Origin of the sequence: Rossellomorea vietnamensis (assembly GCF_001305855.1) — a bacterium.
In the GTDB taxonomy this organism is placed as follows: Bacteria; Bacillota; Bacilli; order Bacillales; family Bacillaceae_B; genus Rossellomorea; species Rossellomorea vietnamensis_A.
The window spans coordinates 1-13,067 of sequence record NZ_LIXZ01000007.1; the positions used below are offsets into that span (position 1 = coordinate 1).

9 protein-coding genes are annotated in these 13,067 nt (G+C 45.4%); 6 read left to right on the forward strand and 3 right to left on the reverse strand.

Going from position 1 to position 13,067, the window contains the following annotated elements:
- Positions 1–651 precede the first annotated feature (651 nt).
- The 6 genes from AM506_RS10560 to AM506_RS10585 all read left to right on the forward strand — a co-directional run bounded on the left by AM506_RS10560 (position 652) and on the right by AM506_RS10585 (position 7,767).
- Positions 652–1,491 (forward strand): tyrosine-type recombinase/integrase, encoded by an 840-nt coding sequence (locus tag AM506_RS10560; RefSeq protein WP_060672461.1) that lies wholly within the window; start codon positions 652–654, stop codon positions 1,489–1,491.
- Between the two features lie 561 nt (positions 1,492–2,052).
- Positions 2,053–2,583: a competence protein ComK gene (locus AM506_RS10565; protein WP_152968575.1), complete on the forward strand. Its 531-nt coding sequence runs from the start codon at positions 2,053–2,055 to the stop codon at positions 2,581–2,583.
- A 511-nt stretch (positions 2,584–3,094) separates the two neighbouring features.
- Positions 3,095–3,997, forward strand: a complete 903-nt coding sequence (gene murQ, locus AM506_RS10570) for an N-acetylmuramic acid 6-phosphate etherase (RefSeq protein WP_060672463.1) — start codon at positions 3,095–3,097, stop codon at positions 3,995–3,997.
- Positions 3,998–4,091: 94 nt separating this feature from the next.
- Positions 4,092–5,450 carry a PTS transporter subunit EIIC gene (locus tag AM506_RS10575; protein ID WP_430341778.1) on the forward strand — a complete coding sequence of 453 codons (1,359 nt, stop codon included), beginning with the start codon at positions 4,092–4,094 and terminating at the stop codon, positions 5,448–5,450.
- Positions 5,447–6,478 (forward strand): MupG family TIM beta-alpha barrel fold protein, encoded by a 1,032-nt coding sequence (locus tag AM506_RS10580; protein WP_060672464.1) that lies wholly within the window; start codon positions 5,447–5,449, stop codon positions 6,476–6,478. The genes AM506_RS10575 and AM506_RS10580 overlap by 4 nt, the downstream gene beginning before the upstream one ends.
- 167 nt (positions 6,479–6,645) lie before the next feature.
- On the forward strand, positions 6,646–7,767 hold the full coding sequence (locus AM506_RS10585) for a sensor histidine kinase (protein WP_060672465.1): 1,122 nt from the start codon (positions 6,646–6,648) through the stop codon (positions 7,765–7,767).
- A gap of 14 nt (positions 7,768–7,781) precedes the next feature.
- Here the strand turns inward: AM506_RS10585 and AM506_RS10590 are convergent, their stop codons facing one another.
- From AM506_RS10590 to AM506_RS10600, 3 genes are all read right to left on the reverse strand, one after another.
- A complete protein-coding gene (locus tag AM506_RS10590) occupies positions 7,782–9,113 on the reverse strand; it encodes a UDP-glucose dehydrogenase family protein (RefSeq protein ID WP_060672466.1) in 1,332 nt (443 codons plus the stop codon).
- A complete protein-coding gene (galU, locus tag AM506_RS10595) occupies positions 9,110–10,051 on the reverse strand; it encodes a UTP--glucose-1-phosphate uridylyltransferase GalU (protein ID WP_235576092.1) in 942 nt (313 codons plus the stop codon). Before galU ends, AM506_RS10590 begins: the two co-directional genes overlap by 4 nt.
- Before the next feature lie 199 nt (positions 10,052–10,250).
- Entirely contained in the window at positions 10,251–12,662 is a 2,412-nt protein-coding gene (locus tag AM506_RS10600) for a sensor domain-containing protein (protein WP_060672467.1), read from the reverse strand.
- Positions 12,663–13,067 lie beyond the last annotated feature (405 nt).

Here is a 13,067-nt window from a genome sequence, read left to right on the forward strand (position 1 = left end):
CTTAGGAGTTACTCTTTTTTTGGTTTTGATTGGATTTGTTCGAAGAACATAGTGAAAGAGAGTCTGTTTGAGGAACGGAGGATCTACCTGTTGAGGAAGAGGGAGGGCGAATGAGGAATTAGTGTACTGGTGGGGACGCGGTAAAGAAATTTCGACACGTTGGCACGAATAATTGGAATGTCGCATGATAAATCCCGACGCAGCTTGAAAAACCTTTTTCCCGCACGATTATTGAAATACCGGCATGAACTTCATCCAATGACGCATGATTCCACCCAGGTTAGGTGATTCAATCAAGAGTATTCCAACACCCTCCTACCCACGTTCATATTTAAGTTCATAATCTGAGTAATAACAGCCAAATCCCTAAATCCCAGGACCAGACTCCTCGTGAAAAGTTCATACTCCCTCCAATAAGGCCAATTGATTGAATCTAATCCCCTGTATACATTCATAATCTGCAATTTTCCATTAAAAACCCGACATGTAGACTATCTAACTCACATCACTCATAAAACCAACCATATGCTCCATACCAGTTGTCAGGCAATGGTGAAGAAAGAATATCTTATATTCGGAGAAGTTGACTTCTTCTTCCATTCGTTCTACGATATTAAGTAAATAGAGGTTTGATCTGAAAGGGTGGTACTCTTGCAAAGTTCTTCTAGTACTTCGATTGATTCGTTTTTAAAGTGGCTTGAACAGGAAGGGAAATCATTAAATACCATTTCAACTTACCATCAAGAACTTAAGAAATTTGAACATTGGCTTCAGGAAAATCAGCAAACACTCGAAGAGGTAACTCAGACAGATGTTCAGGACTACATCCTATTTTTAGAAGAAAAGGGAAAGAGCCCAATTACAACAGATAAAATTCTGGGAGCAATCAGAACTTTTTCAAAATATTTAAAGAAGCCACAAGTCACGTTGGGTATCCAAATTCAAAAGGCTGATAAGAATGATGAAATAGATGTTCTTATGAAGAAAGATTGTGAGATGTTGTTATCGGAAGTAAGAGAGCATGAGAATGAAAGAAATATAGCCATTGTATACATGCTTCTTCACACAGGGATAAGAGTGTCTGAGCTTTGTGGATTGAATCAGTCTGATCTTGATTTTCTTGAAGGCAATCTAAAGGTAATGTCACCTCATGGGGAAGAAAGGGTCATCCCCTTATCTGATGAACTGAAAGATCATCTCACGAAATATTTACCACTTAATCCTACGGAGAAGGCGTTGTTTGTATCAAAATCCAATGAGAGACTAACAGAGAGAGCTGTGCAGTATATGTTAAAGAAATACGGTGTGAATGCTCAGAAATTACGCCATACCTTCTGTCAGCAATTAATCGATAAGGGTGTGGGCCTGGAAGTGGTCTCTAAGCTCGCTGGTCATAAGGATATAAATGTAACGAAAAAATATGCCAAATCCAGAGTGCAGCATTCGGAGTATGAGGATGCGATTCGAAAGACTTTTTCGATTGAAGGATGACAAAATAGCAAACACAAAGAATCCACCCAGGTCAAGAATGAAAACTTCTTGATGGGATGGCATCAATTTAAATTGTAAAAGGCAGATAAACATGAGGTTTATCTGCCTTAAATATAGGGTTTATTTTTCCCACCCACAATCGGATGCGACATTGGACGCGATAATATTGCCGTCAACATCCAGCAGGATAGTGATGGAACAACAACTCATACATATTCATCAGATGTTCGTCATCCACTGAATCACTTTGCAATTTTCTTAGAAGATTAATAACATTTAACAAGCCTTTTTCCTTTCAACACAAAGGAATTTACAAATATACTATGAAAAATATACCATAATAAGTTTGCAAAATGGAATGGACTGGCTAGTGTTTTCGACGAAAAAATACTCATTTCCTCAAATTATGAGATTTTTCTCAAAAACAACAAATATAAATGGAAATATTCTGGTATTGGTATATAATAGTAATAAAGTCTCATATCTAAGAAGAATCTGATAATAGGGGCTTATGACAAAAAGGGAAAAAGGAAGGTGTTAGATTTGAAAAGTTTAAAAGAGATGGTTACTCGAAGGACTGTGGCAATTTGTCCGGCGTATGATGGGGTTCACCAGTCGGTGGTCCATGACTTTGATAGGAGAAAGACTTACAGTGAAAAATCCTCCATGGAAATTCTGGACGAATCCTGTATGGTGTACAGGTCCACATACGATGGAAGGATCAAAGCCGTCCGGCATGCATTCGACTACCTTAGAAAAACACCTCTTATGATCTGCCCGCAGCAATACATCTATGCGATACCCACCATGGCCCCAACCGATTATGATTGTATGTGGCTGTTCTGCCAGCATATCGAGTCAACCTCCACCAGAGAAGGAAAAACCTATGTGCATTTTACAAACGGCGAAGAACTTGAAATCAACTGTTCAGAAAGTGTCATCACCAAACAGAGGGAGAGGGCAGCCGTCACCATGACCCATTTCTCCACCATCCCGACCATCTCATCCATGAACCGCAACGAAACCGGGCTCTACCTCCCAGGATTCCACTCACACCTCCAGAACCCGGACGAATTCGGCGCCGATTCCTGAGGGACGGACCTCGAACTGAATCTCAAAAAACAGGAGTAGGAAACGTGTTCCAACTCCTATTTGTCGTTGGTTGAATGTATCGTGTCTATTTAATGAGGTTGTTAAATAATTGAATCTAATAATCCTCTATTAACTAGTATGGATTGAGTGAACTCTAAAACGTGTGGTGTTTTTCGATATATTTTTTATGCCCATGAAGTTGATTGGAGCGGAAGGTGCTCGACTCCTGCGGGAAATGCTGGACAGGTGAGACCCCACAGGGCAAAGCCCGAGGAGGCTCACCGCCAGCCCCGCGGAAAGCGAGCACCTGCAGCGGAAATCAACCAGCACTCTTCCTATTAATAAGAAAATAACGATTAAATTAGAAAAATCCACCGCTATTCCCACCAAAAACACCGGTCTATTCTAAAATTAAATTTCATATAATGTAAAATGTAATTGAAATATTATTTTAAAAACGATTATAATAGAATTAATGAAAACGCATACAGATTTCTGGGAGGAATGACTTGTGAAAGAAGATAATGTTTTTGAATTATCAACAGAGAAGGTGAATCAGAATACGCTCGGGATCGATACAGCGAGTACCGGCGACATTCTTTACATGATGAATGAGGAAGATCAGAAGGTGGCGGAAGCGGTAAGGCTCGTCATCCCTCAAATAGAAGAAGTGGTCGATAAGGTCGTGACATCCATCTCTCAAGGTGGAAGGCTGATTTATATGGGAGCCGGTACAAGCGGCAGGCTCGGTGTCCTGGATGCGGTGGAATGCCCGCCGACCTTCAGCGTGGGTAGTGAGGTCGTCGTCGGTTTGATTGCCGGCGGTGAGAAGGCGTTCGTGAAAGCGGTAGAAGGAGCCGAGGATGATGAAGGATTAGGTGTATCGGATCTGAAAGGAATCGGACTGACTCCTATGGACACCGTTGTCGGCATCGCAGCAAGCGGGCGTACCCCTTATGTCATCGGTGGTTTGAGGTATGCAAGGGAGGTAGGGGCAACAGCCGTGGCTCTTTCCTGCAATACAGGGTCGAAAATCTCTGCCGAAGCAGAGCATGCAATCGAAGTGGATGCAGGTCCCGAAGCATTGACGGGATCCACCCGTTTAAAGGCGGGTACGGCTCAGAAAATGGTGCTGAATATGATTTCCACTGCAAGCATGATCAAGCTAGGGAAAGCCTACGGTAACCTGATGGTCGATGTGAATATCAGCAATTATAAGCTTGAGCAGCGGGCGATCGGCATCATCGAGAGCATCACGGGGGCTGATAAAGAAACGGCAGCAGCGACGCTGAAGAAGGCGAATAATGAAGTGAAGCCTTCGATCGTGATGATCACACTCGGCTGTGAGTACGAAGAAGCGAAGAGCCGCCTGGAAGATGCCAACGGATATGTCCGGCTGGCGATTGAAAAATAGGCTGATCGTATAGGGGTACCTGTCCCCATCCGTTCATAGAAATAGAATGGGAGGGACAATCAATAGAACAAAGGAACGAAAGGGGAAGGTGAATGTGACGAATAAAGAATTGGCTGGAGTCATTTTGGGACGGTTTGGCGGTGCTGATAATATCGCAAGCTATGAACATTGCATGACGAGATTGAGAGTGAAGGTGTATAACGAAGAGCTTGTCCAGAAAGCCGAGATCAAGAAGATAGAAGGGGTACTCGGGTTCGTGGAGGATGAAACGTACCAGGTCATCTTGGGACCGGGAAAAGTCAATAAGGTGACGGAAGAATTCGGGAAGCTCGTTGCTGAAACAAAAGGGGATCTTGACCTGAAAGCACGGGCAGCAGAGCAAAAGGCTGATCTGAAGAAAAAGAACGCGACGCCATTCAAGCTGCTTCTAAGACGCGTGGCGAATATCTTCATACCCTTGATCCCTGCACTGATCGCATCAGGATTGATCACCGGGTTCACGAAGTTCTTCGTACAGGCAGGCTGGCTGAACGGGGAATCCCAGCTTGTCATGATGCTTTCCATCATCGGAAGCGGGTTATTCGGTTACCTTGGTATCCTTGTCGGGATGAATGCAGCGAAGGAATTCGGCGGATCGGCTGCACTTGGAGGTTTGGCCGGTATTCTGATCATCAATCCTGCCATTGGTGATGTGACACTGTTTGGGGAAAATCTGCTGCCTGGACGGGGCGGGTTGATCGGTGTTCTGATTGCAGCCATCTTCATGGCGTTTGTTGAAAAGAATGTTCGAAAAGTCATTCCACAGGCGATCGACATTATTGTGACGCCGACGATTGCGTTGCTTGTTACAGGTTTATTGACATACACGGTATTTATGCCGGTGGGTGGTTTTATTTCAGATATTATTACAAATGGTCTTCTTTCTCTTATTGACATGGGCGGCATTGTTGCCGGGTTCGTACTTGGCGCTACCTTCCTGCCACTCGTTGTGACAGGCTTGCATCAAGGATTGACGCCGGTGCATTTGGAGCTGATCAATACAATCGGGGACGACCCGCTGTTGCCGATCCTTGCCATGGGTGGAGCCGGTCAAGTTGGAGCTGCATTTGCCATCTTCATGAAAACGAAAAAGAAGAAGCTGAAGCGGGCGATCGGCGGGGCGCTTCCTGCCGGGATGCTTGGAATCGGTGAGCCACTGATCTTCGGTGTCACTCTTCCTTTAGGAAGACCATTCCTGACGGCCTGTTTAGGAGCAGGGTTCGGTGGAGCCTTCCAGGCGTACTTCGATGTGGCGACGTTTGCCATCGGGGTATCCGGTCTGCCGTTGATCTTCTTAGTCAACGCTGGGGAGATCCTCTACTATACTCTTGGACTATTGATTGCCTATGCGGCAGGATTCGCTCTGACGTACATGTTCGGGTTCAAGGATGAAATGGCGAGTGAGTTTGAATGATCGGCATTTCAGTCTATCTGTCTGATGAAGATGCCGAAGCGAGAATTCTTCGTGCCTCGGCATCAGGTGTCAAACTCGCTTTTACCTCCCTTCATATCCCGGAAGAATCAGGGATAAGTTCCGAGCGGGTGAAGGGTCTCCTATCCCTTTTTAAAAGGGAGGGATTCCAGGTGTTTGCCGATGTTTCGAAGAAGACGCCCGCTCTTCTCGGTCTTCATCATTTTGAAGAACTGAAAGAATTGGGTGTCACGTCCCTGAGACTGGATGATGGATTCACGACGGATGAAATGCTCGGGTTATCCCGTCATTTTCGGATCGCCATCAATGCCAGTACCGTTGGAGAAAAAGAACTGCAACGGTGGATCGATTGCGGCCTGGAAACAGGAAACATGATTAGTTGGCATAACTTTTACCCGAAACCGGAAACGGGGCTGGATGAGGAGTTTTTCCTGAAGCAGCAAGACTTGTATGATAGGCTCGGAATTCCTGTCTATGCATTTATACCGGGAGATGAAAAAAAGCGGGGTCCCCTCCATCTAGGGCTGCCTACACTCGAAGATCATCGCGGCCAAAATCCTTATGTCAGCGCCGTCCAGTTGAAGCGGTGGGGTGTGACCGGCGTCTTTGTCGGTGATCCCGGATGTTCGGGGGAACTGCTTCGAAAGCTCCATCACTTTGATCAGGAAAATGTCATCGAGCTCTCGTACAAGGGTAGCGGTGAAATCGAAGGGGAGTATCGGCTCCGGCCGGATCCTGGTCGGGACGTACTCAGGTTGCTTGATACAAGGACGAAGGATGAGGTGCCTCCCCTTGATACAGTGGATCGGCCACGGGGCACGTTTACACAGGATAATGATCTGTATGGGCGGTATAGAGGGGAAATGCAGATTGTTCGACGTGACTTAGAAAGTAACCCCGCAGTCAATGTTATAGGAAGAGTATGTGACGAAGATCTTCCTTTACTAGAATGGCTTCAACCGGGCCAAAAGCTTCGAGTGATCAGAGGGACGGACCTTTTTGAAAAGTAGCGAAAAGAGCGTGGGCACATCCCCATGCTCTTTTTCATTTTACAAGGGATTCAAATGTCTTCTTTTCATGACATTTTTACATATACTCATTAAATTGCCCTTTTTTTCTGTTATGATATTATCAACGAATATTTCGACAATAACCGGAATGAAGGGAATGCCAATCAATGACTAGTGCTTCAACCTTGCTGATACAATACCTGGAGGATCATTCAGACGAATTTCTACATAATTGGCGCAAAAGTATCGTGCTTTCAGATAACGATTTATATAAAGAAGAAGTTCTGAATAATGGTGTGAAAATGTTTCAATTAGTGAAGCGTGCGATCGTGAAGCCCCTCACGGAAGATGAAATCACCACACTTGCTCACAAGACGGCCCTTGAACGGGTCAATGCCAACGTGAATATCAGCGAATTTGTTTACAATGTGAATATAGGCAAGAGCATCGTCATCAAATGGGTAAGTAATTCTGGAATCGAACTGAGGGATTTGCAGCCATTGATTGAAGATATCAATTCCCTGTTTGACCGCTTTTCCTATCTCGCCGTGAGAAAATATACGGAAATCAAAGAGCAGCAGCTTCAAGAGAAGGAACTGTATATCGACCAGACCCACAAGGAACGTTTGACGATCCTCGGTCAGATGAGTTCAAGCTTCGTTCATGAATTCCGGAACCCCCTGACGTCCATCATCGGCTTTACCAAGCTCCTGCAGAACGGCTATCCTGACCTCCCTTACCTGGATATCATGCAGCATGAGCTGGAACAATTGAATTACCGCATTTCCCAGTTCCTCCACGTATCGAGAAAAGACCTGATCGATAGTACAAGGGAAGAAATCATCCTGTCCGATCATTTGGAAGAGACGATCGAGTTCCTGTACCCGACCCTGCTGGATGGGGATGTTTCAATCGAGTTTAAATGTGATGCCGACATCAAGGTGTTCGGAAACCGGGATGAATTAAGACAGGTATTTCTCAATCTCATCATGAACTCCATCGATGCCCTACAGGAAGTGGACGGGCACAGGCATATCAACGTCTCCTGTAATGTAAAAGAAGGCAGGACGAATCTCGTCATCTCCAACAATGGCCCACAGATCAAAGAAGAAACCATCGAAGCGATCTTTGAACCTTTTTACACGACGAAGGACCTTGGGACCGGGATCGGTCTGTATATTTGTAAGAAGCTGATTGAAAAGCATGGTGGCAACATAAGCTGTCATTCTAATGAAGAATGGACAACGTTTACGATCGGCATCCCTGTGGAATCAAACATTGTGATGTAATGAAAACACCTCATTCACTCGGAATGAGGTGTTTTTAATACGGAATGGATGACGGCAGGTCTGCCGATCGAATAATAATCAATGGCCGCACCTTCAGCTTCCTCAACGGAAAAACAATTACGGCCATCAAATAGTATAGGGTTTTCCATAAGCTTGGAGATGGTTTTCAATCGTAAGACCTTAAATTCCTCCCATTCGGTCGCGATAAATAACATCTCCTGATCCTCGATGGCTTCAAAGCAATGGTCTGCATATATCACACGCGAACCAAGGATGGATTTTACATTTTCCTGAGCAACCGGATCGTAGACCGTAACCTGGACACCTTCATCCAGCAGCAGATTGATCATTTCCATGGAAGCCGCTTCTCTGATGTCGTCCGTATTGGGTTTGAAGGAGAGGCCCAATAGTCCTGCCCGCTTACCCTTCAGGTCCTTGAAACGCTTTTTCGCCATTTGAACCAATTTTACTTGTTGTTTGGCATTGACGTGAATGACCGATTCCAACAATTCGAAATCATGCTCCATTTCCCCGGCCATTTGGACGAGGGCGTTCGTATCTTTCGGAAAGCATGATCCCCCATAGCCAATGCCGGCTTGAAGGAAGGACGAACCGATTCGCTGATCCATGCCCATTCCTTTTGCCACATCTTCAACGTTCGCCCCAAGCTTTTCGCATAAATTGGCGATTTCATTGATGAAGCTGATCTTGGTTGCTAAAAAGGCGTTAGAGGAATATTTGATCATTTCGGCGCTTTCGATTGACGTGTGTAAAATCGGCACCCCAAACGGTGCGACCATTTCTTCTAATCTCTTAGCTGTTTCTTCCTCTTCCGCGCCGATGACGATCCTATCACCGTTGAACGTATCATGGATGGCGGATCCTTCTCTAAGAAATTCGGGATTTGAAGCAATCCTGAACTTACCGGTCTGATGGGTGTTCAACCAGGAGCGGATCTTGCGATTGGTCCCAACGGGTACGGTACTCTTCGTGACGATAATCGGTCCATCGTGCCTGGCATGGAAACCGATTTTCTCCGCCACATCCTGAAGGGCGGACAGGTCGGCAGAGCCGTCCGGACGGGAAGGGGTTCCCACGGCAATGATGATCACTTCAGCCTTTTCGCAGGCAACGGGATAGTCTGTGGTAAAGGACAAATGGCCGGACTGGGTGGTCTTTTGCAATAAATCGTCTATCCCGGGTTCATAGATAGGGGACTTCCCGCTCTTTAACATCTCCACTTTTTCTTTGTTTACGTCCAGACATATAACGTGGTGCCCGATTTCCGCCAGGCATGCCCCTGTGACAAGACCAACATAGCCGGCACCGATCACTGAAATATTCATTCGGTTCCCACCTTTTTAAGCAGTTCTTTCAAATATGAGGTTAAGGAGGATTGGAGTTCCGGCCTTTTCATCGCACATTCAATCGTTGCTTTAATGAATCCGAACTTATCTCCTATGTCATAGCGGTCTCCGTCAAAAACTTTCGCATACATAAAGTGTTCTTGATTATAGTGGTTCAATGCGTCGGTCAACTGAAATTCTCCACCCGCACCCACGGATAATCGATCTAAATACGAGAAAATCTCAGGGGTTAAAATGTATCGGCCCATGATCGCCAGGTTTGAAGGAGCTTCATGTGGAAGAGGTTTTTCAACCAGTCCCCGGATTCGGTGAAGGTGGTCATCTTTCGAATTATCCGTTGGGAAAGGACTGACGATCCCGTACTTCGATACTTCTTCCTCCTTCACTTCCTGAACCCCGATGATCGGTGCTTGAAACTCATTGAAAGAATCAATCAGCTGGCTGACACATGGTTGGTCAGAAAGAATCATATCATCCCCCAGCATGACGGCAAACGGATCATCCCCTATGAAGGAACGGGCACACAGGACGGCATGGCCCAGCCCCAGCGGCTCCTTCTGTCTGATATAATGAATGTTTGCCAGATTCGCAATCGACTGCACTTCCTCAAGGGCATCCCATTTTTCTTTTTTCTCCAAGGTTGCTTCCAATTCATATGATTTATCAAAGTGATCCTCGATACTCCTTTTGCCCCGGCCCGTTATGATGATGATATCCGTGATCCCGGAATGCACGGCCTCTTCAATGATGTATTGAATGGTCGGTTTATCTACGATCGGAAGCATTTCCTTCGGCTGGGCCTTCGTGGCCGGGAGAAATCGTGTGCCGAGTCCGGCTGCAGGGATGATGGCTTTTGTTACTTTCTTCTTCTTGGGAATGGATGATGCTAATAATAAGGAGAGATCGGATTGCTTCACTCTTTACACCTCCGAAAATATGTATCTTCTTCTATATTATCAGACGAGGGAGAAGGATATCCTTTGGGAAAGGCTGGTTTTACGAAAAATTTACATGATATTAGTGTGAAGGGTAGCATCTGTCTTTACAAAACCTTTCCTATTTCACGAAAAAAGTCCCGACAGCAATCCTCCGGGACCCACTTCACTTATTATACTGTTAAACGATCACAACTTCAGTTTCCCGACCATCAATATAGTCACTCAGCTCCCCAGCCGGCACAGGTCTGCTGAAGTAAAACCCTTGAGCATACTCACACTGCAATTCCTTCAACCATGCCAGCTGTGATTCGGTTTCCACACCTTCTGCCACAATGGTCAGATTCAAATGCTTGGCCATGGCATGAATTGCGGAAACGATGGCTTTATTGGACTCATGATCATCCAGTCCCATGATGAAGCTGCGGTCGATCTTAAGGGTCTGAATCGAGAATTTCTGCAGGTAGCTTAACGAGCTGTATTCAATGCCGAAATCATCAATGGCAATGGATACGCCGATTTCCCGCAGGGTCGTCAGTTTCGTCAGGGCTTCTTCCACATGATGCATCGTCGTGCTTTCCGTTACTTCGAGTTCGATGAGGGAAGGGGGGACGTCGTATGTGTTCAGAACATCCCTAACCATATCGACAAATGTGACATCATGAAATTGACGGGAAGAAACATTGATGGAAATCTTGAACTCATGACCTTCCTGCATCCAGATCTTCAGTTGCTTGCAGGCTTCAATCAGAATGCGGTGTCCAAGTGGAATGATCAGCCCCGTTTCTTCAGCCAAAGGAATGAAGTCCACGGGTGAAATCAATCCTTTCACAGGATGGTTCCATCTGACCAGGGCTTCCACCCCGACGATCGTGTTTGTCGTCAAGGAAAGTTGAGGTTGATAATAAAGCTCAAACTCTTCATTGATCAGTGCTTTTCTCAGGTTTTCCTCAAGCTCAATCGGGTTGATCCCTTTCTCCTCAAGCTGATCGGAAAATAAAAGCTGATACGCGCCTTCGCTCTTTTTCATCGTATACATGGCGATATCTGCCTTTTTCAACAGGGTGGAAAGATCATGTCCGTCTTGAGGGTAAAGGGAAATCCCGATGGAAGTGGAAGTGATGATGTCATGGCCCCCGATATCAAATGGGGTCTCCAGGCTTTCATGAATCGCAGCCGCCACCCTATGGACGTCATTCCGGCATCCGATGGAAGGAAGAAGCACGATGAACTCGTCACCGCTCATCCGTGCAATGAAGCCTTTCGTGCCCAGCACTTTTACGCATCTTTTTCCTACACGGGAGATCAGCTCATCCCCGTATCCATGTCCCAGTGTGTCATTGACGATTTTAAATCGGTTCAAGTCGAGGAGCAGGATAGCCATCTGCTCATGACCCTCCTGTACTTTTTTCTCGAATTCTTCATTAAAATGGCGCCGGTTCGGTAATCCGGTCAGTTCATCATGATAGGCGAGGTACTGGATTTGCTCCTTGTCCCGGATCGCTTCCGTAATATCTGTCGCCAGGACATGGGCACCTGTCACTTCCCCATCGAGATGAATCGGCACCACGATGACCTGAATGGACATGATGTGCCCTTTTCGGTGGGGGAACTTCATTTCGAACTTCGAGGGCTCCCCGATCAAGGATTTCTGGAATGCGGTCTGGATCTCGTCCAGATCCTTCTTCATGACATACGATTGGAAGACTCGACCAATCATCATCTCGATAGGATAGCCCGTCATATCCGCAGCTCTATTATTGGCTTCTATGATGACGGCATTCCGATTATATGTAAAAATGGCGGAAAGATTATTCTGATATAATGACCTGTATTCTTGTTCCTTCTCGTAAATATTCTTCATCTGTTTTTTATGTAAATCATTGGCCAATTGGTCCGGAATGAACCAGAGTGCCAGCAGGATGGCCATCTCAATGATAAAAGGAAGCATCTGATTGTTTTCCACCCGGGAAAGCTGCGGTCCATATTTCTCAGGTGAAAGAAGGGAATAAGCCGTGAGATAGGTTATCCCTGAGAAACCAAGGCCAATAATGAAGCTCCAAAATGCGTGCGTTTTCCCTCGATAGGAACTGTTTTCCTGGTTGTTGAGCTGCAGGAGCATCCGGAAAAAAGGAAACGTCACACCAAGAGTCATCAAGATCGTCAGCCCTATGTACATCGGTTTTAATTCAACATAAGGATAAATCAGCCCGGTACACGTGGCGAAATTCCCCGCCAACATGATCAGGGAAAAGATGAACCCTCCCTTGAAAAAGTGAACCTTATCCGTATTCACATTCTGAAATAGACGTAAAGACAGATAAATACTGAAAAAACAAATCACCAAAAAGATCGGAGCGAAATAGATGAAACGCTCGATGAAAATATCATATGAAACCATCCACATCACGGAAGCGTGAAGCAGGCAGTAAAAAATCGTATAAATAAAGGAAGGGAGCCATAACTCCTTTTTGCTCACTAATTGTTTCTGGCCGTTTCGCTTGAACGCTTCCTTCAGTGCCAAATAGCTACAGCCGGCCGATAATAGGACACTCAATGTTATATTAATAAAAACCACTAGAATATCAGTCATTTATACCTCCGTCAAAATACCTATTTCTAACAGTATATCATGTATTTCGACGGAATTTTCTTATTTTTCATGTTTTTTTCTGATAATCGACAAGGGGTTGAAGGAGAGAATTACTACTTCGGGAATTTCTAAAAAGGGAGGGGGAAGCGCTTAAAGATTTTTCGACAAACCGGCATGATTATCTGAAATGGGGCATGATTCCTGTGTATGGGTCATGAATCATTTTTATTCCGCATGAAAAGCCGAATTCCCGCTTGATTACCCCAAAAAGACGCATGATTCCTAAAGCAGCCGTGAGAAGGATAGGAAAAAGTCCAAGTTCTATGGAAGAATAACCTCCCTTACTCCCAATAAGTCCTCAAACAATAAAAAAACCTCCCCGAACCACACTAACGGGTCCCGTTG

What these genes read in the sequence shown, in the direction of transcription:
- AM506_RS10565 (WP_152968575.1), top strand. Translation starts at nt 2,053, where the DNA reads ATGGTTACTCGAAGGACTGTGGCAATTTGTCCGGCGTATGATGGGGTT.
- AM506_RS10580 (WP_060672464.1), top strand. Translation starts at nt 5,447, where the DNA reads ATGATCGGCATTTCAGTCTATCTGTCTGATGAAGATGCCGAAGCGAGA.
- AM506_RS10585 (WP_060672465.1), top strand. Translation starts at nt 6,646, where the DNA reads ATGACTAGTGCTTCAACCTTGCTGATACAATACCTGGAGGATCATTCA.
- AM506_RS10590 (WP_060672466.1), bottom strand. Translation starts at nt 9,113, where the DNA reads ATGAATATTTCAGTGATCGGTGCCGGCTATGTTGGTCTTGTCACAGGG.
- AM506_RS10600 (WP_060672467.1), bottom strand. Translation starts at nt 12,662, where the DNA reads ATGACTGATATTCTAGTGGTTTTTATTAATATAACATTGAGTGTCCTA.